Source organism: Streptomyces sp. NPDC003077 (assembly GCF_040611095.1).
GTDB lineage: Bacteria > Actinomycetota > Actinomycetes > Streptomycetales > Streptomycetaceae > Streptomyces.
The window spans coordinates 33,089-56,974 of the sequence record NZ_JBEXNM010000027.1; the positions used below are offsets into that span (position 1 = coordinate 33,089).

The following is a 23,886-nucleotide window of genomic DNA, read 5'->3' on the forward strand; positions in this document are numbered from 1 at the left end:
AGGGTGTGGCTGCGTGAATCAACACGTACGTAAGATCCTTTTTGGCCTCGACATCGCGGGGTTCAACTGTCCAGGGAGATCGGACTGGACAGGTCTGGCTATGAGGCGCGCTCTTTACGAGGCCCTCGGACAGGGGCTCGCCAAGGCCGGGATCCAGCCGGATCAGTACGAACTGCTGGACCGCGGCGACGGCGTCATGGTCGTTCTGGACCCCGTTGCCGGAGCGGATGAGCTGTTTCTGACCGTCGTGCCCACGCTTGCCCAGGCGATCGGTGATCACAACGTGGCCTCGCCCAGTGATCAGTGCATTCGTCTCAGGGCCGTATTGCACACAGGTCATGTGATCCGGGACGAGCACGGCTACGTCGGGCAGGACGTCAGCCTCGCCTTTCGGCTCCTCAACTGCGCGGAACTGCGTGCAGCCCTGGAAGGCAGCAGAAGCGACCTCGTTCTTGTGCTTTCCGATGCTGCCCAGCAGTCACTCGACCGGACGCGATGTGGTGACTGCGCACTCATCAGAAGCGTGATCAGGACGAAGGAGCGCGCCATGCTTGCTTGGCTCGCCGAGTCCACGACCCGCCCCGTCCTGGCTGGGTGAGCTCGGCATGGAAGCAACATCGGTGGTTCGTGCTCTTGCACTTCCCTTACGGGCGGTCCCAGCCGTGCTCCTCGTCGTCTTCGCCGGCCTGTTGGGGATGGCCGCGCTGGTCTGCCGTCCGGACCGCCGCGAATACGCCATTGAACTGGTGCAGGTATGGACGACTGCCGCTTGTGTCATCGCGATAGGGCAGCACATGACGAAGGCGCGCCGTGGCCGCGCTCAGGCCGGTGGGCGGTGACTCCGTGGCGCGACTGGCCGAGCGCCTGGGGCGACAATTCCGGAGTCGTTAGGCATTCGTGGCACCTGGTGGATGTATGCCGGCTTCTAGAGCTCCTATGAGCTCGTCTATGCCGATCACCATCGATGACGCAGTCACGAGACTCATCAAGCCTCTGACATTCGCGACGGCTGGGCTGAGCGGCGAGGAGCAGGTCCGGCAGCAGCCGTCTGCAGTGTCCCTGATGTGCGTAGGTGGTGTTCCGCATGAAGCGTGGCAGCCCGGCAAGTGCAGCCCTGGGCGTGTGCCTGGTGACCGTGGTGGGGTCGTCGTCCTTGCGAAGGTAAGCATGACTGCCCCTCCGGAATGACGCCGGCGACTCCTGGGGCAAAGGCGGCCACGCGGCAGTCGGCGCCATTGGTGCCATATGCGGAAGATCCAGTGCGCGAGGGCGTCGGATGGACGTTCAAACAAGAGGCGTTCCTCTTGAATGGGCTGGCATTTACGATGTGCTGACTCGCACTCGCATGGTGAATGCGGGACACCGGATTTCGCGGCCGACCACCGCGAGAGGGAGTCACCCTATGCACGTCGAAGACATCCGTCGGATTGATGGCCGCGTTGATCGCCGTTGGGCGGCGGACGCGTTGATCAGTCGGATCGCGGATGGGGTGGGGTGCGATCGGGGTGCTTGGGAGACGGCGCTGCGAGGGTGCGGGCTGCCGGTCGAGGGGGCTTACCGGGTCCTTGCGGTAGCTGCGGGGGCGGGGGATGGCGAGCGCGGTGGTGCTGGGGTTGCCGTCGGCCTTGGGGAGGCGTTGGAGCGGTGGGGAGCTGGGGCGCTTGTGGTGGGGGTGGGTGCGGACGGGGACGTGGTGGGGGTGGTGTCGGACGGGGATGGCGAGGGTGCGGGGGCGCTATGGGGTCGGTTCAAGGAGGAGTGGGCGCGGTTCTGGGGTGATCGGCCGGGGGACGCTGCGCCGCATGTCGGGGTGAGTGGTGTGGTGCGCGCGTCGGAGGGGCTGGCCGGTGGGCTGGTCCAGGCCCGGTACGCCCTGACCGTCGCCCGGAACACGTCCCCGGACACGGCGCACGCCACCCTCACCGATGACCTGTGCACCGTGAAGGCCCTGTTGGCCGGGGTGCCCGAGGACGTACGGGCCGCTTACCGGGCGAAGACGCTGGGGCCGCTCGTGGGGGCGGGGAGCGCCGCGCATCGGGTGTTGCTGGAGACGCTGGAGGTTTTTCTCGCGCACAACTGCTCGTGGGCGCGGACCGCTGAGGCGCTGCGGTTGCACGTCAATACCGTGCATTACCGGGTGCGGCGGATACAGGAGTTGGTGGGGCGGGATGTGTCGCGGTTGGAGCATGCGTTGGATTTGCGGGCGGCGTTGTTGTGTGGGTGAGGGGTTCTGCGGGTGCGGGGCGACACGAAACCACGCTGGCGGCGGCTGCGCGACGGTGGGACCACCCCCGCACGCGCGGGGACGACTGCCTGGTGATCGGCACCCAGTGCGCGACCGTCGGACCACCCCCGCACGCGTGGGGCCGACACGGCCATCGCCATGGCGGCGAAGAACATGGACGGACCACCCCCGCACGCGCGGGACCGACACTGCCTGACCTGCGAGTCTACGGCGGAGGGCCGCCATTTTCGTTTACGTCCGCTGACTCCTACCGCCCCCGCCCCGGCACCGCCCGCTCCCCCGGCCCCGTGTACGCACCCAAGGGCCGAATCAAGGCGTTATGCCTCAACTGCTCCATGATGTGCGCCGTCCACCCCACGACCCGGCTCATGACAAAGATCGGCGTGAAGGTAGGCGTATCGAACCCCATCAGGTGGTACGCCAGCCCCGCCGGATAATCCAGGTTCGGATGAATGCCGGTGCGGCCGAGCATGGCCCGCCGAAGGGCCGCATGCAGAGTGGCCAGCCGGGTCACGGCAGGATCGGCGGCTCGGGCCACCAGGCGATCTGTGGCCTCCTGCATGATCGGGACGCGGGAGTCGCCATGTTTGTAGACGCGGTGGCCGAAGCCCATGATCTTGCGTTTGGTGGCGAGGGCGTCGTCCAGCCATGTTTCGGCCCGCTCGGGGTCGCCTATTTCCTCCAGGGTGTGCATCACGGCCTCGTTGGCGCCGCCGTGCAGGGGGCCCTTGAGCGCGCCGATGGCGGCGGTGACCGCGCTGTAGAGGTCGGAGAGGGTGGAGGTGACCACGCGGGCGGTGAAGGTTGAGGCATTGAAGCTGTGTTCGGCGTAGAGGATGAGGGAGATCTCGAAGCAGCGGATGACGTCCGGGTCGGGGACGGTGCCGAAGCACATGTGGAAGAAGTTCTCGGCGTAGCCGAGGGACGGGTCGGGCGGGATGGGGGCGAGCCCGTGCCGGCGGCGGTGGTCGGTGGCGACCACGACGGGGAGTTTGGCCAGCAGGTTCAGGGATTTGGTGTGGTGGGAGGACGGGGACCCATCGTCCTCGGTGGGGTCTTCGGCGCCGAGGAGGCTGGCGGCGGTGCGGAGCACGTCCATGGGGTGGCAGGTCTCGGGGAGCCGGGCGAGGAGTTCGGACGGGGTGCGGTTCAGAGGGCGTAGGGCGCGTTCGCGGGTCTGGAAGGCGTGGAGCTGGGCGCGGTCGGGGAGTTCGCCGTGCCAGAGGAGGTGGGCGACCTCTTCGAAGGAGCAGCGGGCGGCCAGGTCCTGGACGGGGTAGCCGCGGTAGGTCAGGGAGTTCGTCTCCTGGATGACGGTGGAGATGGTGGTGGTGTCGACGACGACGCCGGCCAGGCCGCGGTGGATTTCGGGGGCGGGGGAGGTGGTGGTGGCGGACATGGTGGGCCTCCACAGTGGGTGGGCGGGAGAGTGGGTGAGCGGGCGGGGCGGGTGCCGTACGAGTCAGCGGTTCCCCGTCCCGTACAGGTCAGCGGGCTCTGTGCCATACGGCGCACCGGGCCCCCGTCCCGTAGGGGGAACCGGGTTTCCGCGCCGCACGAGGGTCAGCGCCCCGGCGGGAGTGTGAAGTCGTGGACGGTGGTGTCGAACGCCGCGTAGTCCTCGTAACCGAGGAGTGCGTACAGCCGGGAGCGGGTCTGCATGCGGGGGAGCAGGGACTCCTGGGTGCCTTCGGTGGCGAGGGTGCGCAGGCCGTCCTCGATGGCGCCCATGGCGAGGCGGAGGAGGGTGACGGGGTAGAGGGCGATGTTGTAGCCGAGGTCTTCCAGGGTGCGGGCGGTCAGCAGTGGGCCCTTGCCGAACTCGGTCATGTTGGCGAGCAGCGGCACGTCCACGGCCTTGCGGAACGCCGCGAACTCGGCCTCGTTCGCGAGTGCTTCGGGGAAGAGCGCGTCGGCGCCCGCGTCCACGTACGCCTTGGCACGGTCGATCGCCGCGTCCAGGCCCTCGACCGCGCGGGCGTCCGTACGGGCCATGAGGACGAAGCCGGGGTCCCGGCGGGCGTCGGCGGCGGCGCGGAGGCGGCGGACCATGTCGGCGCGCGGGACGACGGACTTGCCGTCCAGATGGCCGCAGCGTTTCGGGTTGACCTGGTCCTCCAGGTGCAGGCCCGCGACCCCGGCGTCCTCCAGGAGCTGGACCGTGCGGGCCGCGTTCATCGGCTCGCCGAACCCGGTGTCGGCGTCCACCAGCACCGGCAGGTCGGTGACGCGGGCGATCTGCTGGGCACGGGTGGCGACCTCGGTGACGGTGGTCAGTCCGATGTCGGGGAGGCCGAGGTCGGCGGAGAGGACGGCGCCGGAGAGGTAGGCGGCGTCGAAGCCGGTCTCCTGGATGAGCCGGGCGGAGAGCGGGTTGATCGCGCCGGGGACGCGGAGGAGGCGGCCGGAGGCGAGCTGTTCGCGGAAGGTCCGGCGGCGGTCGGTGGGGGTGGTGCGGGTGTGGAGCATGGTGGGTCTGTGTCCTTGGGGAGCTGTGTGTGTTTGGAGGGCTGTGTGTGGTTGGAGGGGGTTTGTGTGATTGGGGGGGAGAGGAGCGTGGGCCGTTCAGAACAGGCCCTTCGGCAGGCGGGCGTCGTATGCCGTGATCGGGGATGTGTCCACGTCCGGGAAGAGGAGGGCCAGGCGGCGGGATTCGAGTTCGGGGAGGTGCTCGGCGGCGTTCAGGAAGCGGTCCTGGTTGTCGGGTGTGACGATGCCCTCCGTCAGGGTGCGGAACTTCGTCGTGTAGCCGGGGCGGGAGAAGGGGCGGGCGCCGGAGGGGTGGGCGTCGGCGACCGCGAGTTCGTCCTCGATGACCGAACCGTCCTCCAGAGTGATCACGGCACGGCCGCCGAAGGCGCGGCGGGCGGGGTCGGGGGCGTGGTAGCGGCGGGTCCAGTCCGGGTCCTCGACCGTGGTGATCTTGCGCCAGAGCGCGACGGTCTCCGGGTGGCGGGCGCGCTCGGGCGCGTACGAACGCTCGTGGTGCCAGGTGCCGTCCTCCAGGGCCACGGCGAAGATGTACGGCACCGAGTGGTCGAGGGTCTCGCGGCTCGCCGTGGGGTCGTACTTCTGGGGGTCGTTCGCACCCGAGCCGATGACGTGGTGGGTGTGGTGGCTGGTGTGCAGAACGATGTCGCGGACGAGGCCGAGCGGGCCGGTCTTCTCGCGGAGCCGCCGCGCCAGGTCGATGAACGCCTGGGCCTGGTACTCGGCGGAGTGCTCCTTGGTGTACGTGTCGAGGATGGCGCGGCGGGGTTCGCCGGGTTCGGGGAGCGTGACGGTGTAGGTGGCGTCGGGGCCGTCGAGCAGCCAGGCCAGGAAGCCGTCCTCGCCCTCGTAGACGGGGGAGGGGGAGGTCTCGCCGCGCATGGCCCGGTCCACGGCCTCGATGGCGGCCTTGCCGGCGAACGCGGGGGCGAACGCCTTCCAGCTGGAGATCTCGCCCTTGCGGGACTGCCGGGTGGCGGTCGTGGTGTGCACGGCCTGCTGGACCGCCTGGTAGACGGTCGCGGTGTCGAGCCGCAGCAGCGTGCCGAGGCCGCAGGCGGTGGCCGCGCCGAGGTGGGCGACGTGGTCGATGCGGTGCTCGTGCAGGCAGATGCCCCTGACGAGGGCGACGTGGACCTCGTACGCGGCGATGACCGCCCGCAGCAGGTCCGCCCCGGTGCGGCCGGTGTGCTGGGCGACGGCCAGGAGGGGCGGGATGTTGTCGCCGGGGTGGGAGTAGTCGGCGGCGAGGTAGGTGTCGTGGAAGTCCAGTTCGCGGACGGCGGTGCCGTTGGCCCAGGCCGCCCACTCCGGCGGGACGCGGGTGCCGGGTGCCGTGCCGAAGACCGAGGCGCCCGGTTCGGCCGCGTGGGCCAGCGCCTGGGCGCGGGCGACGGCGACCGGGCGGCGGCGCAGGGCGGCGACGGCGACGGCGGCGTTGTCGATGACGCGGTTGACGGCCATCGCCGCCGCGTCGGGGTCGAGGTCCGGGGCGTCGGGGGTGCCGGTGGCGACCGTGGCCAGTTTCCAGGCGAGTTGGCCGTCGCGGGGGAGACGGTCGGCGCTGGGGTGGACGCGTACGTGGTGGTCGATCATGGGGCTCCTTGGTGGGGGGTGGGCGTGGTCGTTCTGCTTGCGTGACTGACTGCCTGCCTGCCTGCTTGCGTGGCAGCCGTCCTGTTTGCACGACTGCCTGCCTGGTTGTGTGGCTGCCGTTCTTCTTGTGTGGCTGTCTGTTGCTTGCGTGGCTGCCGCCCTGCTTGCGTGGCTGCCGCCCTGCTTGCGTGGCTGCCACTCTGCTTGCACGGCTGCCGTACGTGGTTCTCGTACGTGGCTTCTTTCGTACGGGGTCCCTCGCGCGCGGCTCTGGAAAGCGGCTCTCGTACGCGGACCTCGTACGCGGACCTCGTGTACGGACGAGCCTCCCCCGTCCCCGCCCCGCTGGCGATGGCTCCACGCTGCGGAATTCGTCCCTCGTACGGCTGTGAAACTGCGAAAGTCGCGAAACCTGCGGATGGTAATTTCGCAAGAAAGGCGCGAGAGTGATCAAGAAGGCGCACCGAAACGATCGGGACGGCGCGCGCCGAAACGGACAGGGAGCAGCGGCAAACCGACGGGTGGCTGCCGAGTGGGTGGGCAGCGGCCGGACGAGGCACCAGAGGGGAGCGCGTATGGCCATGGGACGACCGGTCGCCGAACGGAAGATCTACGCCCACGCCAAGCTGCGCCGGCTGCGCCGCGAGCGCGGGTTGAACCAGGTGGAGTTGGCCCGGTTGCTGGGGTTGTCCATCAGTTACCTCAACCAGTTGGAACACAGTCGGCGTCCGCTCACCGCGCCGGTGCTGGTGCGGATCGCGGAGGTGTTCGGCGTCGATCCGGAGTTCTTCTCCGAGGCCGACGAGGAGCGGCTGGCCACCGATCTGCGGGCGGCGCTCGCCGACGAGGCGTGCGGGACGCCCGTCCCGACCGAGGAGGTCGCGGAGGTGGCCCGGGACCACCCGGAGGTGGCCCGCGCGCTGGTGGCGCTGCACCGCCGCTACCGGGACGCCGCCGAACGCGTCGCCGCCCTCGCCTCACCCGGGGACGCGGGCCCGGTGGTGCTGCCCCCGGCCGAACCGCACGACGAGGTACGGGACTTCTTCTACGCGCACCACAACCACTTCGCCGCGCTGGACACCGAGGCCGAGCGCACGGCCACCGGTCTGGGCGCAGGAGGGGCCTCCGGCCCGAGGACGGTTTCCGGCCCGGGGACGGCCTCCGGCCCGTCGGCGGACGTGCTCGCCGCGCACCTTGCCGCCCGCCACGGGGTCCGGGTGGTCCGGGCCGCCCCCGAGCGGCTCGCGGACGCGCGCCGGTTCGACGCCGAGAGCGGGTTGCTGTTCCTGTCGCCCCGGCTGAGCGACGGCCAGCGGGCCTTCCAACTGGCCACCCAGCTCGCCTTCCTGGAACACGGCCCGCTGCTCGACGCGCTCGCCACCAGCGCGGATCTGACCTCCCCCGAGTCCGTTGCGCTGGCCCGCATCGGCCTGGCCAACTACTTCGCGGGCGCGCTGCTCATGCCGTACACGGCCTTCCACGCCGCCGCCGAGGAACTGCACTACGACATCGAACTCCTCCAAGCGCGCTTCGGCGTCGGCTTCGAGACCGTCTGCCACCGCCTGAGCACCTTGCAGCGCACCGGTCGGCGCGGGGTGCCGTTCTCGTTCCTGCGGGTGGACCGGGCCGGGAACATCTCCAAGCGCCAGTCCGCCACCGACTTCCACTTCTCGCGGCTCGGCGGCACCTGCCCGCTGTGGACGGTGTACGAGGCGTTCTCGGCGCCCGGCCGGGTCCTGACCCAGGTGGCGGAGATGCCGGACGGCAAGCGGTACTTCTGGATCGCCCGCACGGTCACCCGTGGCGGCTTCGGGCACCACGCGCCGCGCGCCGAGTTCGCGGTGGCGCTGGGCTGCGAGCTGCGGCACGCGCGGCGACTCGTCTACGCCGAGGGCATCGCGCTGGACGACCCTCGCGCGAGCACCCCGATCGGCCTCGGCTGCCGCATCTGCGAACGCCGCGACTGCGCCCAGCGGGCCCGTCCCCCGGCTGGCGGGCGGCTGGCGGTGGACCCGGACCGGCGGACGTATGTGCCGTACGCGGTGGTGGGGGAGGGCGGCTGAGGACGAGGGAGAGCGGCTGAGAGGCGGCCCCCGCCAGCCGGCAGCCGGACCTGGCAGCCAGAGCCGACGGCCGGACCTGACGGCCAGCGCCGACGGCCAGAGTCGACGGCCGGGCCTGGCAGCCGAACCCGGCAGGCCGCCGACCGGGAGCCGCGTCCGCTCCCGTCCGTCCCAAAGAACCCGCCCGCTCCCGCCCAGAAGCACGTCAGGCGCCCATCCCGGAGGCCCACCCGCCTCGCCGCGGAAGCTCGTCAGCGACACGGCCACCCGAGGCTGACGGCCTCCCCTCCCAAAACACGTCAGGCGCCCATCCCGGAGGCCCCAGCCCCGCCGCGGAAGCTCGTCAGCGACACACCCCCCGAGGCTGACGGCCTCCCCTCCCAAAACACGTCAGGCGCCCATCCCGGAGGCCCCAGCCCCGCCGCAGAAACTCGTCAGCAACCACCCACACCCCACCCCCGCCCCCCGCCCAGCCGCACGTCAGGCGGCGGCCGCCCGCCCCGCCCCCGCCACCACCGGATGCAGCGCCGCGTACTCCAGCGGCGTCGAAGGATCGATCGACACGTCCAGCGGCGCGGGCTCCGCACCGGCCCGCACCAGAAGGTCGCCAACAGCGGCGATCATCGCGCCGTTGTCCGTGCACAGCTTCAGTGGCGGCACCCGCAGGGTGATCCCGGCCGCCGCGCACCGTTCCTCGGCCAGCGCGCGCACCCGGGAGTTCGCGGCCACGCCGCCCACCACGACGAGGGTGCCGACGCCGTGCGCGGCGCAGGCGGCGACGGCCTTGCGGGTCAGCACGTCGGCGACGGCCTCCTGGAGCGAGGCGGCGCCGTCCGCCACCGGCAGGTCCGTGCCCGTGGCCCGGTGGCGCTCGGCCCAGCGGGCGGCGGCCGTCTTCAGGCCGGAGAAGGAGAACGCGTACGGGTCGTCGCGCGGCCCGGTCAGCGGCCGGGGGAACGCCACGGCGCGCGGGTCGCCGTCCCGGGCCGCGCGATCGACGGCCGGACCGCCCGGGTACGGCAGCCCGAAGACCCGCGCGACCTTGTCGAAGCACTCGCCGGCCGCGTCGTCCAGCGTGTCCCCGAGGTGCACGATCGGATCCCGGACGAGATCCCGTACGAGCAGCAGCGACGTGTGCCCGCCGGAGACGATCAGCACCACGCAGGGGTTGGGCAGCGGGCCGTGCTCCAGCGTGTCGGCCGCGACGTGCCCGGCCAGGTGGTGCACCCCGTACAGCGGCACGCCCAGCCCATAAGCCAGCGCCTTCGCGCCCGCGAGCCCCACCTGGAGCGCGCCCGAGAGGCCGGGGCCGGTCGTCACGGCCACCGCGTCGACGTCCGACATCCGTAGCCCGGCGTCGTCCAGCGCCTCCCGGACGACCGGGTTCAGCGCGTGCACGTGGGCGCGCGCCGCGATCTCCGGGACGACGCCGCCGAACCGCACGTGCTCGTCCATGCTCGACGCCACCGCGTGCCCCAGCAGCCGACCACCGCTGACCAGGCCGGCTCCCGTCTCGTCGCAGGACGACTCGATCCCCAGCACGATCCGCTGAGCTGCCATGAGGGCCTTCCTTGTGGTGCCGGTGATCTATTGCCCCGTAATTCTAATTGCAAGCTATGCGCAATAAGGGTGCGGGTGGCAAGGACCTCCCGCATCCCGCCTCACCCGGCGCCCGTGACTCACATCACACCCCAACCCCCGACCCGGCACGCGAACACCCGTGCCCCCGGACTCCCGCACCGCCTACGCTGGCCGACGTAGCTGGTTCGCCCTGCCCGCCAGGCAGGCGCGTCGCAAGAGGGAACCCGGTGCGAATCCGGGACTGCCCCGCAGCGGTGAGCGGGAACGACCGCCGTCATACGCACTGGACCCGGTGACGGGCCCGGGAAGCGACGGCCAGTAGGTGTCCTCCATGGGCCTCCATGAGCCTTTACGAGCCTCCATGGGCCTTTACGGGTCTTCATGGGTCTCCACGAGGACGCGCCCGCGAGTCCGAAGACCTGCCCGCTGCCCGCGTGCGACGGATCGCACGCGGAGCCCGGACGACCTTCGAGGGCGGGTCGGAGCGGCGTACCCAGCGGACGAGCGCACGCGGCCGGTGACGGCGGGCGGCGCGGCCCGTGCCGTGGTGCACCCTTCGCGCGTCCCCACCGGTCTCCGGGCCGCACGGCACGCACGCTCGCGAAGGAGAGTTCCGTGATCAGCAAGTCCGCGGCAGCACGGGCCACCGTGTACGGCTACCCCCGGCAGGGCCCGAACCGGGAGCTGAAGAAGGCCATCGAGGGCTACTGGAAGGGCCGCGTCGGCGCGGACGCCCTCCAGGACACCGCCGCCGCCCTCCGCCGGGACACCTGGCGGACGCTGGCCGAGGCCGGCGTCCACGACGTCCCGACCGGCGATTTCTCCCTCTACGACCACGTACTGGACACCACCGTCATGGTCGGGGCGATTCCCGACCGGCACCGGGCCGCCGTCGCGGCGAACAGGCTGGACGGCTACTTCGCGATGGCGCGCGGCACGGCGGACGCGGCGCCGCTGGAGATGACCAAGTGGTTCGACACCAACTACCACTACCTGGTCCCCGAACTCGGCCCGGACACCGTCTTCACCGCCGACCCCACCCGGCAGGCGGGGGAGCTGAGGGAGGCCCTGGCCCTCGGCCTTTCCGCCCGCCCCGTGCTCGTCGGCCCGGTCACCTACCTCCTGCTTGCCAAGCCCGCCCCCGGCGCCGACCCCGGTTTCCAGCCGCTGACCCTCCTGGACCGGTTGCTCCCGGTGTACGCCGAGGTCCTCGCCGACCTGCGCGCGGCGGGCGCCGAGTGGGTGCAACTGGACGAACCCGCCCTCGTCCAGGACCGCACCCCGGCCGAACTGAACGCCGCCGCCCGCGCCTACCGCGACCTCGGCACCCTCACCGACCGGCCCCAACTCCTCGTGGCGTCCTACTTCGACCGACTCGGCGAGGCGCTGCCGGTACTGGCCAAATCCCCGGTCGACGGGCTCGCGCTGGACTTCACCGGACCCGCCGCCGCGAACCTCGACGACCTGGCGGCGGCCGGCGGCCTGCCCGGAAAACGCCTGGTCGCGGGCGTCGTCGACGGCCGCAACGTCTGGATCAACGACCTGGCGGCCTCCCTGACCACCCTCGGCACACTCCTCGGCCTCGCCGACCGGGTGGACGTGGCGGCCTCCTGCTCGCTGCTGCACGTCCCGCTCGACGCCACGGCCGAACGGGACGTGGACCCGCAGATCGCCCGCTGGCTCGCCTTCGCCCGCCAGAAGACCACCGAGATCGTCACCCTGGCCCGCGGCCTGACCCACGGCACCGGCGCGATCACCGCCGAACTCGCCGCCAACCGCGCCGACCTGGGGTCCCGCGCCGGTTCGGCCATCACCCACGACCCGGCCGTCCGCGCCCGCGCGGCGTCGGTCACCGACGCCCACACCCACCGCTCCCACCCGTACCCCGAACGCGCCGCCGCCCAGCGCGCCCACCTGGGCCTGCCGCTCCTGCCGACCACCACCATCGGCTCGTTCCCGCAAACCACAGCACTGCGCACGGCCCGCGCCGATCTTCGCGCCGGACGGATCGGGGAGGCGGCGTACGAGGAACGCATCGAGGCCGAGATCCGCGAGGTGATCTCCTTCCAGGAGAAGACCGGCCTGGACGTCCTCGTCCACGGCGAGCCCGAACGCGACGACATGGTCCAGTACTTCGCCGAGCGACTGACGGGCTACCTCGCCACCCGGCACGGCTGGGTCCAGTCCTACGGCACCCGCTACGTCCGGCCGCCGATCCTGGCCGGCGACATCTCCCGCCCCGAGCCGATGACGGTCCGCTGGACGCGCTACGCCCAGTCGCTCACCCCGCGCCCGGTCAAGGGCATGCTGACCGGGCCGGTGACGATGCTCGCCTGGTCCTTCGTCCGCGACGACCAGCCGCTCGCCGAGACCGCCCGCCAGGTCGCCCTCGCCCTGCGCGACGAGGTCGCCGACCTGGAGGCGGCGGGCACCTCCGTCATCCAGGTGGACGAACCGGCCCTGCGCGAAACCCTGCCGCTCCGCGCGGCCCGCCACGCCGAGTACCTGGCCTGGGCCACCGCCGCCTTCCGCCTCACCACCGGCGGAGTCCGCCCGGACACCCAGATCCACACGCACATGTGCTACGCCGAGTTCGGCGACATCCTCCGGGCCATCGACGACCTGGACGCCGACGTCATCAGCCTGGAGGCGGCCCGCTCCCACATGCGCGTTGCTGACGAGCTGGCGGGTGCGGGCTATCCGAGGGAGGTGGGCCCCGGGGTTTACGACATCCACTCGCCGCGCGTGCCCGGGAAGGGGGAAGTGGGTGCCCTTCTCCGAAAGGCGCTGGAGGCCATTCCGGCGGAGCGGTTGTGGGTGAATCCGGATTGCGGGTTGAAGACACGGGGGTGGAGTGAAGTGCGGGCGGCGCTGGAGAATTTGGTGGGGGCGGCGCGGGAGGTGCGGGGGGAGGTTTCCGGGGCGTAGTTGATATGAGGCGGCGTCGGGGCGGGCTTTGGGGGGCCTGTTCCGACGCCGGGTGTGATGCCGGACGTTTCCCGCTCGGACGAAGGTGGCGGGTGGCCGAACCCGAGAAGCGGATCCAGGTGTCGGGGGAGGCGCTGTCACCTCGACTGGACGCATGCTGTGGAAAGCGTGGCCGCCACGCCCGCGTATCGGGTGCTGACGTTGCCGAACGGCCATTCCTGATCGTGCGGTGGCCGTCGGAAAGACAGGGGCACCGCCGCGCCACTTGTTACACCAGCGACTTTCGCACCGCGTCGACCAGGGACGCCGCACGCACATCGCCAGTACCGCCGATGATGTTGTTCATCGCATAGCCGAAGGCAACGCCGTGCTCCGGATCGGCGAAGCCGAGCGATCCTCCCCGGCCGGTGTGGCCGAAAGAGCTTGGCCCGATCATCGGGTTTGTCTCTGTGGGCAGCATGTAGCCGGTACTGAAGCGGCTCGGGATCAGCATGACCCTGTCCTTGCCATGGGCTTGCTCCTTGACCGCGGACGCCAGGGCGGCCGGGCCGAGCAGACGCACTCCGTCCACTTCGCCGATCAGCGCGGCATACAAGCGTGCGAGTGCGTGTGCGGTGCCGATGCCGTTGGAGGCAGGGAGCTCCGCGGCCTGCACCTCGGGTGAGCCGAAGTCGATCTCGGCTGGGCGGGTGACCGCGTATGCCCTGTTGCTGAACGAGGCCGGGTTACGCCAGGCGGCGACCTGTTCGCGAAGTTCTTCGGGGACCGACTCGGTGGGCATGGCGGTGAGGTCGATGTCCGGGCGTTGGTACGTCATGCGGCTGACTCGGTCACGCTCGTCGGCCGGCAAGCCGATGAAGAAGTCCAGACCGAGGGGAGCCGCGATGTCGTCGGCGAAAAAGCAGCCCGGCGTTCGGCCGGATACCCGGCGGATCACTTCACCGACCAGCCAGCCCCAGGTCCGCCCGTGGTATCCGTGCGCCGTGCCCGGGGACCAAAGGGGTCGCTGAGCGGCGAGTGCTGTCGTCATCGGATGCCAGGCCAAGGCATCCCGCAGCGGTACTGGCCGATCCAGCGCGACCAAGCCGGCTTGGTGGGACATGAGCTGGCGCACCAGGACGTCCCCCTTGCCGTTCGCGGCGAACTCCGGCCAGTACGTCGCGACGGGTGCGTCCAGGTCGAGAGCGCCGCGCTCGGCCAGCATGTGCGCCGCGGTCGCGGTCGCGCCCTTGGTCGCCGAGTAGACCAGTTGCAGCGTGTCCCGCGTCCAGGGACGAGCGGTCACGGGGTCGGCGATGCCGCCCCACAGGTCCACCACCGGTTGGCCGTACCGGTACACGCACACCGCCGCGCCCACGTCCCCGTGCCGGGCGAAGTTCTCCACGAACGCCGCGCGAACCGGCTCGAATCCTGGTGCCACCTCACCGTAGACCGTCGTCATGCCGGTCATCCTGGCAGCCTCACCGCTCTCTTGACCGGGGCGGCCTCATCCTCGGCGTTCAGACGGTGGCTGTCATACGACGACGGGCAGTTCCTGCAGGCGCTCGCGGAACTCCCGGACAGCGGGCTCGGACTTGTGCGATTCCAGCCTCGTGGAGAACTCCTTGAGGCGGCCCAGAGCCCGTACAGAGGTGACGCGGTCCTCCAGCAACTTGGCGCCGTGGTTCGCGGCGTCCAACGCGCCCTCCAGGTCACCGCCGGCGAGCCGCGCCTCGGCGAGACGGCTGGACCGTACCGCCTTGTCCCGAGGGGCGGCACTCGCCACGGACGTTTCCAGGGAGCTCATCGCGCGCTCCACCTGTCCCGAGCGCAACAGAACCTTGCCCTCGGTCGACTTCAGTTGCGCCTCGCCGAACCAATCGAGCCAGTCGGGGTTGCCTTCCGCCTCGTGGCGCGTCCAAAGGGACATGGCACGGTTGACCGCCGCACCGGCCTCGCGCTGGTCGCCATCGCGCGAGAGCGCCTCAGCTTTGTGCAGGTGAAGGAATATCCGGGTGCGGGAGGACAGGGAGCGCGGTGCGTGGTCGATGGCGGTGGAGACGAGGCCGACGCGCTCGCTGGTGCGTCCTGCCTCGGAGACGTGCACCCCCATCTCCGCGAGAACGAAAGCGCCGAAAGCGTCGTCGCCGGCGGTACGGGCGCCGCGCAGAGCGCCGACGTAGTAGCGCTGCCCCGCGGATCGCAGACCGGCGTCATAGGCCATCCATCCGGTCAGGTGCGAGACACGGGCCGCCAGCGCGTACAGCCGGAGACGGACCACGTCCGTGTAGCGGCCACCGCTGAGAAGACCGGTGACCAGTGCGAGATCGCCTCGCGCCTGCTCCAGCAACCGGGCGCCGCCGAGCTGATCGTCGAGTACGCGGAGGGTGCTGATGCGTTGCTCGATCGTCGAGAGCATCATGTCCGTGACCCGGTCGCCATTGAGGGCCGCGGCCACGGCGGAGGGCGCGTCCGCCCAGCTCGCGGCGAGGCCTGCCAGGGCGGCGCCGGTGATGGTGAGGAAGCCTCGGCGATCCGTACGGCCACTTCCCACGAGATCGGACAACGCCTCGACGGTCCCCGCCTCGGTCCACGGTGCGGTGAGCCCTGTCACCTCCCATACGGGGAGCCACCGGGGCCACCCTTCCGCGCGGGCCTGTTCGTACGAAACGCGCAGGAGGTCGGCGAGGACACGTTGGGCGTCCGCATCCGGCTCCTGACCCTGCTCCCACTTCCAAACAGTCGTCCGGTTGGTCGCCAGTGGGATACCGAGTGACCTCCCATGCCCCCGCATGAGCCGGGCGAATGAGGCCTTCCCCCACCCGCGCGTCTGGAGGAGGAAGCTCAGCGGATGAACTGCCAACGGCTCACCAAGCACGTCACCACTCCCGTCGTCCATGCGCGGCGTAGTGGGGAGGCTACTTGTGGTGTCCAGGTGCGGGGAGGGCGTCACTCCAGGAGAAACCCCCTGGAAACCTTCCGGTGCTCGCGCAGAAAGCCGTTGACTGAGTAACGGCGCTCCCGGTGGGGCGCTCGCCGGAACGGTTTCCGGGGCGGCTCCATTCCTGTGCCCGTCGGTTCCATGGGCTGGCTGTGCCCGAGCAGACGACGAGAGCGGGAGCGATGCCGGTCGGCCATCTCGTGGCGCTCTTCATCTGCCGCGCGTGCCTGTCCGAACCGGACCAGCGTTTTCTGGAAAGCCTGTGCGCCGAGACACGGCCTTCCTGGTGACGAGCGGCCGGGGCCGGCTGGCCGTAGGCCGGGCGCAAAGGCTCATGGCGCCACCGATGACCGCCACCCCACGGAAATCCGTCTGTTCCACGGCCCCGGGGCGGCCATGACCTTCCGTCGGCCCCCGGCGGGAGACACGAGAGGAAGGAGTACGAGGTGGAAGAACGCACGGTACCGCCTACGGCCCGTAGCGGGCTCCTGGTGGCGGTGGAAGAGCTGACGGCCGTCCACGATCGGTACGACAGCCTCCGGTCCGACAACGCCGGAAGCTCAGGCGACGCGCCGTGGCCGGGCGGCGACGGCAACCTGCACGACAGCGAGTAGGCACCAGGCGGCTGGGGCCGGCACGACTGGCCCGTGCCGGCCCCAGCCGCGTCGCATCAAGTGGTCGAACCCTTGGAGGGCACAGCGATGGAACATCGGTTGATCAGCGCGATCGAAACGGCGCTCGGTTGGAGCGGAGCGACGGAACTGGGCAAGGGCTTCGCGCGGGGAAGCATGGACGATCCCGCACTCGTCTCCCGTCTCCTTACGCCAAATCGCCTGCTCGACATGGCGATGCGCAGGAGCCTGCACCGTCCGCAGTTCCGGTGCTTCCAGAAGGGGGAGGAGGTGCACCCGGCCGTCTATTACACCGACAGCATCAGCCCTCGGGGCCAGAGCATCCCCATGGTCGACATGCGCGGCCTCGCGAAGCTTCTGGGAGAAGGCGCGACGCTCGTCCTCGACCAGGCCAATGTCTTCGACCCGACGCTGGAGGTCGCCTGCCGGGCGCTGCAGTGGTGGTCCCACGAGCGCGTGCAAGTCAACGCCTATCTGACGACCAACGACGCCACCGGCTTCCCCCTGCATTGGGACGACCACGATGTCGTCATCGTGCAGCTCGCAGGTGAGAAGGAGTGGGAGGTACGTGCGGCTTCCCGCAAGGTCCCCATGTACCGGGACTCCGACCCGAACAACACCCCGAGTGACAAGATCATCTGGTCCGGTCCGCTGAGGACCGGTGACGTCATGCACATTCCCCGAGGACACTGGCACCAGGCGACCAGGACCGGCAGCGGCGCGGGGAAGAGCCTTCACGTCACCTTCGGCACCACCAAGCGCACCGGAGCGAGCTGGCTCTCCTGGCTCGCCGATTGGTGCCGCGAACGCGAAGTCTTCAGGCACGACCTGGACCGCTGGAACGATCCGAACAGCACGGTATTGACGGAAGCCGCCACCGCGCTGCTCGGCGAGCGTTCCCCAGCAGAGTTCCTGGCCGCGTACGGGCAGCAGATGCCGCTGCCCCGGCAGGTGCCATTCCTCGACATACTCGGGCCGCTCGACGCCGTGGTGTGCACCAGCCACTTGCCTCCACGGATTCAGGGAAGCGGGGAGACCGTCGACGTCTTGTCCTCGGGGAAGAAGATGACCTTCGCGACCGAGGCCCTACCCGCGCTGCGTCTGCTGTTGAGCGGCAGGCCGGTCGTGCTGGAACAGGCCGCGGTCGTCGTCGGGGCCGAAGTGATGGAGGTCGCCGGGGTTCTGGTGGAGGAGGAATTGTGTGCGGTGCTGACCCCCGAGTTGTCCTCGGGCTACACCGGTCTCGTCACGAACGCCGCGTTCTGACCGGCGCGCTGGATCTGGGTGTCACCGCGCTCGACACCAGCACCAACTATCTGGGCTTCCGCTCGCACCAGGTCCTGGGGCGGACAGCTGGTGACCTGTTGCCGAAGTTCACGATCTCCACGAAGGTCGGCTACTTCCCCGGGCCTGACGGGGCGGAGCACTCCCTGGATCCCGTGCGGCTGCACACGGCCGTGGAACAGGCGGTCGAGGACCTCGGGCAGCAGTTGGACGTGGTGTTTGTGCACAACCCGGAACACTCGCTCCGCAATGCCGCCCCGTACAACCAGCACCTGCTGGCAGCGGCGTGCACCGCCCTGGGGGAGGCCGCGGCGCAAGGGCTGTGCACCGCCTGGGGTGTCGCGTCCTGGGATCCGTCCCTGTTGCCGAGCCTGATCGATGCGACCGTCCCGAGGCCATCCGTCCTCATGGTCCGCGCAGGCCTGCTCGTCGGCGCCGGAACCCTGGAGGCCGTGGATGCCCTCGTCAGGGCGTGGGGTCTGGGTTGTGGCGAGGTCTGGGGGATGAGCCCTTTCGGAGGCAGCACCAGCGCTCCGGTGTGGGACAGGATCGACCCACGCGTCTTCCTTCGGGAGGGCCGCCGATTCTCCCGTGTGCAGGCAGCGTTCAGAGTCGCCTCTCACCTGCCGCGGGCCGGCTCCATTGTTGTAGGGACCGACGAACGGGCCCATTTGGGCGAGCTCGTCGACGCCCTGACAGGCCAGGTTGAAGAGCGGACCGTCCAGGAGTACCGGAGGCTCCTTCGGGACCGATCGCGTGATCAGTTCGCCTGAAGCTCCTCGACGACCTGTTCCGCCATCCGCCGCGCCGGCTTCAGCCGGGGGTCCTCTGGGTGCGCGCACGGCCCGAGGACCTTCGCGCACACGAACAGCGTCATCAGCTTGCCGTCCCGGCTTTCGAAATCCCGCTGTCGTTCGTGCCGTACGCGGTCGGCAAGAGCGGGGACGGCGAGCGAGCTCGCCCACAGAGAGGCGGAGTCCAGTCCTTGCGGGGCGTTTCCCCAGTCCTCCCAGTCGAAGAGGCTGAACGCCGGGGCGGTCACGTTGGCCCAGTTCAGGTCGGCGTGGGCCGGCACCCAGTTCTGGATGGTCGTATCGAAGTCACGGGAGAAGGCACCTTGCAGGGCTTCGGTGACCAGCGCCTGTGTGACGGTGTCGGTGTCGGGTGTGGCAACCCGCGCGGTTTTGTGAGCCGCCAGCGCGTCCAAGGAGGCGTTCAGCGCCTCCCACCACTCGTCCGAAAGTTCCGGAGTATCACTCACGATGGCACTTCCGACGGGAGCGGCTGGTAGGAGGTCGGTTTCGTCGGCCCGCCACATTACGGGGCCGTCCGTGTCCCGCCAGACCACGCATGCCCGCCACGCCGGCTGGACGACGCCTTCCAAGCGGGCAGCGCACTCGGTGCCGTTCCATCCCTGATCGCTGATCTTGTCGAGTGAGCGCCGCTCAATGCGGACCCAGGTATCCCGCTCTGTTCGGGCCCCCACGGACCGGCGCTTGCGCACCACCGTTTCCGGGAGGAAACGCGCCTGCAGAGACCGCGCGACGCGATCAAGAACCTCGCCAACCGGCTGCACCCGTAGGTCAGCAGCCTGAGTGGTGGAGACTGGGAGCGTCATAGACGCGACCGTAGCAACGAGCGGTGCGAAGTGGTTCTGCTCGGCACACCGTCGCTGGTGGGATTCCGCCAAGCGCCGGAGGCCGTTCCGGCGGACCGGCTGTGCGCCACTTCGGTACGCGGTTCCCGTCCACGCCGCGCGGTATCGGCCGACGTGGCGGCCGGCCTGTGGGGGGAGGACTGCCGCATCGTCCTCAGCTACGGGCAAAATCCGGATGACCTCGGTGCCGCCCTGGGCAGAGGCAGCGTGAGCAGTCAAGAAACGACTTGCTGCCCTGAACCCGGCGGTCAAGCAACGTGCGATTTCAGCCACGTCGGCTGAGCGATGCCTGCCAAGCCTGGGCGGTGGAGGCAGGCAGCGTCATACGTGTGACCGTGGCCACGGGGTGGTCTGTGGCGGCCCGGATCGGCGAACCGGCGGGCGGCTCGTTCCTGGGGGAGTCGGGTCGCTCAGGCCGTCCGTGCCACCGGCACCACCACCGGCGCCCCGTCCGAGCTCGCCGTGAGGATCTCCGACTCGATGCCGTACAGCTCGCGGACGAGGGCCGTGTCGACGACCTCCTGGGGTGGGCCGGAGGCGACGATGCGGCCGGCGCGCATGGCGACGAGGGTGTCGGCGTAGCGGGCGGCGGCGGCCAGGTCGTGGACGACCATGACGATGGTGCGGCCCTCGGCGGCGACCTGGCGGACCAGGTCCAGGACCTCGACGGCGTGGCCGATGTCGAGGGCGCTGGTGGGCTCGTCCAGGAGGACGATCGGGGTTTCCTGGGCGAGGGCCATGGCGAGCCAGCATCGCTGGCGCTGGCCGCCGGAGAGCTGGTCCAGGCGGCGGCCGGCGAGGGTGGCGGTGCCGGTGGCGTGCAGGGCCGTGGTCACCGCGCGTTCGTCCTCGCGGGACCACTGGCGGAACAGGCCCTGGTGGGGGTGGCGGCCATAGCGAACGAGTCCTGCCACCGTGACCGCTTCGGGCGCCTGCGGGGACTGGGGGAGGAGGGCGATGCGGTGCGCCGCGGCGCGCTGGCGGAGCTTCCAGACGTCGGCGTCGCCCGCGAGCACCCGGCCGGAGGCCGGTTCGTGCAGGCGCGCCATGGAGCGCAACAGGGTGGACTTGCCGCAGCCGTTGGGGCCCACGATGGCGACGACCTGGCCGGAGGGCACGGTGAGGTCGACGCCGTTCACGGCGGTGTGACCGGCGTAGCCGGCCGTGAGCTGTTCGACGCGGAGTTCCATACGGGAGGCGCCTCTCGGGTGTGCGGACTCTCTCACCCCTTGCCGAGTGGGCATAAGGTAAGGCTAACCTTATCCCTTGCTGGATTCCGGCGGGGAGCCGGTCCCGGGCCGAGGGCGCGTTCCGGGGCAGAGTACGCCCCGGGAGCCCGCTATCGGCTGGCTCTGGAGGTGTCTGGGCGGGGCGCATGAGGAGCCGGCTGCCGCGTGGGCTCGCGCCGGGGAGCCGGCCGATGCGCGTCGCCTCAGGCTGAAGAGACGGTCGCCGCGAAGTCCGCCGCCGTCCACGCCATCGCCACGGCTCCCTCCAGTAGCGCCCGCTCGGCCTCAGGGGAGGCCGCCGCGTCGGCGAACTCGGGCTGGTGGGGGCCGCAGGCGCCGCTGCCGATGTCCAGGACGGGGTGGATGGAGGGGACGGCACGGGAGACGTTGCCCATGTCCGTGCAGGCGAAGGGCGGGCGGTCGGACGGTTCCGGGCGGCCGAGGGCGCGCGCGTTGGCCCGCCATAGGGCGGTGAGGGCCGGGTCGCCACGGAAGTCGAGGTAGTCGGGCGCGGTCTGCTCGATGGTGACCTCGCAGCCGATCGCCAGGGCGCCGGCGCGGAAGCACGCCTCCAGGCGCTGCCGTACCTCGCGCAGTTCCTCGGCGGTCGGGGTGCGGATCTCGTACGCGGCGGTGGCGCGCTCCGGGATGGCGTTGGCCGCCGTGCCCGCGCCGGTGGTGATGCCGTGCACCCGCCACTCCGGGCGGAGTTGGTGCCGCAGCAGGCCGATGGCGACCTGGGCGACGGTGAGGGCGTCGGCGGCGTTGCGGCCCTCGTGCGGGTTCATGCTGGGGTGGGCGGAGCGCCCGGTGTACGTGACGGCGAGGGTGCTCAGCGCGTACGAACGGAAGTCGGCCACCTCGAACGGGCACGGGTGCACCATCATCGCCGCGTCCACCCCCGCGAACGCCCCGGCCTCCAGCATCAGCGCCTTGCCCGCGCCGCGCTCCTCGGCCGGTGTGCCCAGGACGCGGACGGTCAGGCCGAGTTCGGACGCGTACGGGGCCAGGCCCAGGGCCGCGCCCACCCCGGCCGCCGCGATGAGGTTGTGGCCGCAGGCGTGGCCCAGGCCCGGCAGCGCGTCGTACTCGCAGACCAGGGCCACGGTGATGGGGCCGTCGCCGATCGTCGCCTCGAAGGCCGTGTCCAGACCGTACGCGGGCGCCGTCACCGTGAAGCCGTGCTCGCGCAGGACCTCGGCGCACCAGTTCGCCGCGCGGTGCTCGGTGAAGGCCGTCTCGGGGTGGGCGTGGATGCGGCGGCTGAGGGTGAGGAGGGTGGGTTGGTGGGTGCGGATGTGGGTGCGGATGGCTGTTTTGAGGGTGCTCTCGGTGGCGGTTTTGATGCGGTTCGACGGTGCTTCCGAGAGGGAGGCGGTTTTCGGGGCGGGGTTGGGGATGGTCATGGTTTCTCCGGGGGAGGGGGCGGGGGAGGGGTGTCGCCGGGTGGGGCGTCCTTTTGGTGAGGGTTTTGGCGTTGCCTGCGGCTATTGGTGGGTCGTGTGGGGTTTCGGGCGTTGGGGGCCTGCGTATCGGGTGAGGGTCTGTCTGACGCGCCGAGAGGTAGCTTAGGCTTACCTAAGTCGCGCTGGTCATGCGGTGCGGCCGGGAGTTTTCGTCGGCCGGTGCCGGCATCGGTGCCGGTGGCGGTGGCGTACGGCGGTTGGTTCGTCCGCGCCGCGCCGTGCCGTGCGGCGCCCGCGTGCTCCGGCCGGACGGAGTGCGAGGGGCGAGGCCGTTCGATGCCGCGCGCCGAGCCCCGTGAAGCGCGCCGGGTCGCGGCGGAGCTCGCCGAGCCGCGCCGAACCGCCACCCCGAAGAACGAACTGGAGAAGTGACGACGATGAGTGACGCGCCCGCCAACCCCTTCGACGCCGATGCCGACGCCGACGGGGAGTTCCTCATTCTGACCAATGCCCCCGGCCGGTATTCGCTGTGGCCGCGGTTCGCCGACGTGCCCCAGGGGTGGCGGGCCGTCCATGGTCCGTGTGGGCACCAGGAGGCGCTGGAGTGGGTCGTCGCGCAAGGGGACGGCCTGGCGGTGGGTGGCGCGCGGGGTGCCGGGTTCGGTGGGGGAAGCACCGTCGCCGTCTGAAAGCTGCCATGGGGGCTTCTCGAAGCTGCCGGATGGCCGTCTGAAAGCCGCCATGGGGGTGTCTTGAAGCTGCCAGGTGGCCGTCTGAAAGCTGCCACGGAGGCGTCTCGGAGCTGCCGCATGGCTGTCTGAAAGTCGTCGAAAGGCAGCCTCAAGGCTGACTGGAGTTGCGCGAAAGCCGTCCGAAAGCCCTCTGGAGTCGCCTGGGGGTGCTCGCGGGGCGCCTGAAGGCGCCGGGAGGCCGTCGGGCGGACCACCCGCCCCCGCCTGCGGCTGGGCAACCCGGGGACATTAGGTTAGGCTCACCTAACAAACGTGGAGGTCCACTCATGTCTGAGCACATACCGGACGGTCGCGGCGAGTTCGCCGGCCGCACCGCCCTCGTGACCGGCGCCGGTCAGGGGATCGGCGCCGCCGTCGCCGAGAAACTGGCCGACCTGGGCGCGCGGGTGGCCGCCACCGACCGGAGCGTGGCGGGCGCCGAGGAACTCGCCCGCCAGTGGGAAGCGCGCCAGGCCAAGGAGGACCCCGCCGACCGGTCCCCGGGCTCCCTGACGGCGTACGCCCTGGACGTCACCGACCGCCAGGCCGTGGACGCCTGCGTGGAGCGCGTCGAAGACGAACTGGGCCCGCTGGACCTGCTGGTGAACGTCGCGGGCGTGCTGCACACCGCCCCCGTCGCCGAGCTGACCGACGAGGACTGGGCGCACACCTTCGCCGTCAACACCACCGGCGTCTTCCAGGTCTCCCGCGCCGTCACCTCGCGGATGGCCGAGCGCCGCCGCGGCTGCGTGGTGACCGTCGGCTCCAACGCGGCCGGCATCCCGCGCACCGGCATGGCCGCGTACGCCGCGTCCAAGGCCGCCGCCACCATGTTCACCAAGTGCCTCGGCCTGGAGCTGGCCCGCAGCGGCGTCCGCTGCAACATCGTGGCCCCCGGCTCCACCGACACCGCCATGCAGCGCGCCCTGTGGACCGGGGACACGGCCCCCGACTCGGTGCTCTCCGGCGACCTGGGCACCTACCGGACCGGCATCCCCCTCGGCCGGATCGCCGACCCCGAGGACATCGCCGACGCGGTGGCCTTCCTGGCCTCCGACCGGGCCCGCCACATCACCATGCAGGAGCTGTACGTCGACGGCGGCGCGACCCTGCGCTGACCGGCG

General features: G+C 70.9%; 20 protein-coding genes and 1 riboswitch. Of the genes, 11 read left to right on the forward strand and 9 right to left on the reverse strand.

Features of this window, described 5'->3' with window-relative positions:
- Positions 1-13: 13 nt before the first annotated feature.
- The 3 genes from ABZX96_RS19490 to ABZX96_RS19500 all read left to right on the forward strand — a co-directional run bounded on the left by ABZX96_RS19490 (position 14) and on the right by ABZX96_RS19500 (position 2,224).
- Positions 14-598: a hypothetical protein gene (locus tag ABZX96_RS19490; protein ID WP_355545963.1), complete on the forward strand. Its 585-nt coding sequence runs from the start codon at positions 14-16 to the stop codon at positions 596-598.
- A 64-nt stretch (positions 599-662) separates the two neighbouring features.
- A complete protein-coding gene (locus ABZX96_RS19495; protein ID WP_355545965.1) occupies positions 663-839 on the forward strand; it encodes a hypothetical protein in 177 nt (58 codons plus the stop codon).
- A gap of 563 nt (positions 840-1,402) precedes the next feature.
- Positions 1,403-2,224 carry a helix-turn-helix domain-containing protein gene (locus ABZX96_RS19500; RefSeq protein ID WP_355545967.1) on the forward strand — a complete coding sequence of 274 codons (822 nt, stop codon included), beginning with the start codon at positions 1,403-1,405 and terminating at the stop codon, positions 2,222-2,224.
- 268 nt (positions 2,225-2,492) lie between these two features.
- Here ABZX96_RS19500 and ABZX96_RS19505 read toward each other — a convergent pair whose 3' ends face one another.
- The 3 genes from ABZX96_RS19505 to ABZX96_RS19515 form a co-directional block, all read right to left on the reverse strand.
- Positions 2,493-3,644 carry a bifunctional 2-methylcitrate synthase/citrate synthase gene (locus ABZX96_RS19505; protein ID WP_355545969.1) on the reverse strand — a complete coding sequence of 384 codons (1,152 nt, stop codon included), beginning with the start codon at positions 3,642-3,644 and terminating at the stop codon, positions 2,493-2,495.
- Positions 3,645-3,808: 164 nt separating this feature from the next.
- Positions 3,809-4,714: a methylisocitrate lyase gene (prpB, locus tag ABZX96_RS19510; RefSeq protein ID WP_355545971.1), complete on the reverse strand. Its 906-nt coding sequence runs from the start codon at positions 4,712-4,714 to the stop codon at positions 3,809-3,811.
- Between the two features lie 96 nt (positions 4,715-4,810).
- A complete protein-coding gene (locus ABZX96_RS19515; RefSeq protein WP_355545973.1) occupies positions 4,811-6,331 on the reverse strand; it encodes an MmgE/PrpD family protein in 1,521 nt (506 codons plus the stop codon).
- 581 nt (positions 6,332-6,912) lie between these two features.
- On the opposite strand from ABZX96_RS19515, the gene ABZX96_RS19520 reads away from it, so the two are divergent.
- Positions 6,913-8,394: a short-chain fatty acyl-CoA regulator family protein gene (locus ABZX96_RS19520; RefSeq protein ID WP_355546071.1), complete on the forward strand. Its 1,482-nt coding sequence runs from the start codon at positions 6,913-6,915 to the stop codon at positions 8,392-8,394.
- Positions 8,395-8,874: 480 nt separating this feature from the next.
- Here ABZX96_RS19520 and tsaD read toward each other — a convergent pair whose 3' ends face one another.
- The gene (gene tsaD / locus ABZX96_RS19525) at positions 8,875-9,954 is read right to left on the reverse strand and encodes a tRNA (adenosine(37)-N6)-threonylcarbamoyltransferase complex transferase subunit TsaD (protein WP_355545975.1); all 1,080 of its coding nucleotides are present in this window, start codon (positions 9,952-9,954) and stop codon (positions 8,875-8,877) included.
- Between the two features lie 235 nt (positions 9,955-10,189).
- A riboswitch (cobalamin riboswitch) is annotated at positions 10,190-10,396 on the forward strand.
- Between the two features lie 194 nt (positions 10,397-10,590).
- Here tsaD and metE point away from each other — a divergent pair.
- Positions 10,591-12,903 (forward strand): 5-methyltetrahydropteroyltriglutamate--homocysteine S-methyltransferase, encoded by a 2,313-nt coding sequence (metE, locus tag ABZX96_RS19530; RefSeq protein ID WP_355545977.1) that lies wholly within the window; start codon positions 10,591-10,593, stop codon positions 12,901-12,903.
- A 268-nt stretch (positions 12,904-13,171) separates the two neighbouring features.
- Here the strand turns inward: metE and ABZX96_RS19535 are convergent, their stop codons facing one another.
- Positions 13,172-14,344 carry a serine hydrolase domain-containing protein gene (locus ABZX96_RS19535; RefSeq protein ID WP_355545979.1) on the reverse strand — a complete coding sequence of 391 codons (1,173 nt, stop codon included), beginning with the start codon at positions 14,342-14,344 and terminating at the stop codon, positions 13,172-13,174.
- Between the two features lie 72 nt (positions 14,345-14,416).
- Positions 14,417-15,781 (reverse strand): transcriptional regulator, encoded by a 1,365-nt coding sequence (locus ABZX96_RS19540; protein ID WP_355545981.1) that lies wholly within the window; start codon positions 15,779-15,781, stop codon positions 14,417-14,419.
- A gap of 488 nt (positions 15,782-16,269) precedes the next feature.
- Between ABZX96_RS19540 and ABZX96_RS19545 the strand changes: the two genes are divergently transcribed.
- The 3 genes from ABZX96_RS19545 (at position 16,270) to ABZX96_RS19555 (ending at position 18,512) form a co-directional block, all read left to right on the forward strand.
- On the forward strand, positions 16,270-16,437 hold the full coding sequence (locus tag ABZX96_RS19545) for a hypothetical protein (RefSeq protein ID WP_355545983.1): 168 nt from the start codon (positions 16,270-16,272) through the stop codon (positions 16,435-16,437).
- A gap of 87 nt (positions 16,438-16,524) precedes the next feature.
- Positions 16,525-17,721, forward strand: coding sequence for a cupin domain-containing protein (locus ABZX96_RS19550; protein WP_355545985.1), 1,197 nt, complete (start codon positions 16,525-16,527; stop codon positions 17,719-17,721).
- The gene (locus ABZX96_RS19555; protein WP_355545987.1) at positions 17,655-18,512 is read left to right on the forward strand and encodes an aldo/keto reductase; all 858 of its coding nucleotides are present in this window, start codon (positions 17,655-17,657) and stop codon (positions 18,510-18,512) included. The genes ABZX96_RS19550 and ABZX96_RS19555 overlap by 67 nt, the downstream gene beginning before the upstream one ends.
- Here ABZX96_RS19555 and ABZX96_RS19560 read toward each other — a convergent pair.
- The 3 genes from ABZX96_RS19560 to ABZX96_RS19570 form a co-directional block, all read right to left on the reverse strand.
- Entirely contained in the window at positions 18,500-19,357 is an 858-nt protein-coding gene (locus ABZX96_RS19560; protein ID WP_355545989.1) for a hypothetical protein, read from the reverse strand. The two genes, ABZX96_RS19555 and ABZX96_RS19560, sit on opposite strands and share 13 nt — an antisense overlap.
- A gap of 449 nt (positions 19,358-19,806) precedes the next feature.
- Positions 19,807-20,586, reverse strand: coding sequence for an ABC transporter ATP-binding protein (locus tag ABZX96_RS19565; RefSeq protein WP_355545991.1), 780 nt, complete (start codon positions 20,584-20,586; stop codon positions 19,807-19,809).
- A 242-nt stretch (positions 20,587-20,828) separates the two neighbouring features.
- Positions 20,829-22,031: a M20 family metallopeptidase gene (locus tag ABZX96_RS19570; RefSeq protein WP_355545993.1), complete on the reverse strand. Its 1,203-nt coding sequence runs from the start codon at positions 22,029-22,031 to the stop codon at positions 20,829-20,831.
- A 219-nt stretch (positions 22,032-22,250) separates the two neighbouring features.
- Here ABZX96_RS19570 and ABZX96_RS19575 point away from each other — a divergent pair, with 219 nt between their 5' ends.
- From ABZX96_RS19575 to ABZX96_RS19585, 3 genes are all read left to right on the forward strand, one after another.
- The gene (locus ABZX96_RS19575; protein WP_355545995.1) at positions 22,251-22,463 is read left to right on the forward strand and encodes a hypothetical protein; all 213 of its coding nucleotides are present in this window, start codon (positions 22,251-22,253) and stop codon (positions 22,461-22,463) included.
- 5 nt (positions 22,464-22,468) lie between these two features.
- A complete protein-coding gene (locus ABZX96_RS19580; protein WP_355545997.1) occupies positions 22,469-22,720 on the forward strand; it encodes an MbtH family protein in 252 nt (83 codons plus the stop codon).
- Between the two features lie 329 nt (positions 22,721-23,049).
- Complete coding sequence (locus tag ABZX96_RS19585; RefSeq protein WP_355545999.1) at positions 23,050-23,880, forward strand: 2,3-dihydro-2,3-dihydroxybenzoate dehydrogenase; 831 nt, start codon at positions 23,050-23,052, stop codon at positions 23,878-23,880.
- Positions 23,881-23,886: the final 6 nt, after the last annotated feature.

Coding starts and splice junctions, on each gene's coding strand:
- ABZX96_RS19585 (WP_355545999.1), top strand. CDS start 23,050: ATGTCTGAGCACATACCGGACGGTCGCGGCGAGTTCGCCGGCCGCACC.
- ABZX96_RS19580 (WP_355545997.1), top strand. CDS start 22,469: ATGAGTGACGCGCCCGCCAACCCCTTCGACGCCGATGCCGACGCCGAC.
- tsaD (WP_355545975.1), bottom strand. CDS start 9,954: ATGGCAGCTCAGCGGATCGTGCTGGGGATCGAGTCGTCCTGCGACGAG.
- ABZX96_RS19520 (WP_355546071.1), top strand. CDS start 6,913: ATGGGACGACCGGTCGCCGAACGGAAGATCTACGCCCACGCCAAGCTG.
- ABZX96_RS19570 (WP_355545993.1), bottom strand. CDS start 22,031: ATGACCATCCCCAACCCCGCCCCGAAAACCGCCTCCCTCTCGGAAGCA.
- ABZX96_RS19505 (WP_355545969.1), bottom strand. CDS start 3,644: ATGTCCGCCACCACCACCTCCCCCGCCCCCGAAATCCACCGCGGCCTG.
- ABZX96_RS19565 (WP_355545991.1), bottom strand. CDS start 20,586: ATGGAACTCCGCGTCGAACAGCTCACGGCCGGCTACGCCGGTCACACC.
- ABZX96_RS19535 (WP_355545979.1), bottom strand. CDS start 14,344: ATGACGACGGTCTACGGTGAGGTGGCACCAGGATTCGAGCCGGTTCGC.
- ABZX96_RS19550 (WP_355545985.1), top strand. CDS start 16,525: ATGGAACATCGGTTGATCAGCGCGATCGAAACGGCGCTCGGTTGGAGC.
- ABZX96_RS19540 (WP_355545981.1), bottom strand. CDS start 15,781: ATGGACGACGGGAGTGGTGACGTGCTTGGTGAGCCGTTGGCAGTTCAT.
- ABZX96_RS19500 (WP_355545967.1), top strand. CDS start 1,403: ATGCACGTCGAAGACATCCGTCGGATTGATGGCCGCGTTGATCGCCGT.
- ABZX96_RS19515 (WP_355545973.1), bottom strand. CDS start 6,331: ATGATCGACCACCACGTACGCGTCCACCCCAGCGCCGACCGTCTCCCC.
- prpB (WP_355545971.1), bottom strand. CDS start 4,714: ATGCTCCACACCCGCACCACCCCCACCGACCGCCGCCGGACCTTCCGC.
- ABZX96_RS19560 (WP_355545989.1), bottom strand. CDS start 19,357: ATGACGCTCCCAGTCTCCACCACTCAGGCTGCTGACCTACGGGTGCAG.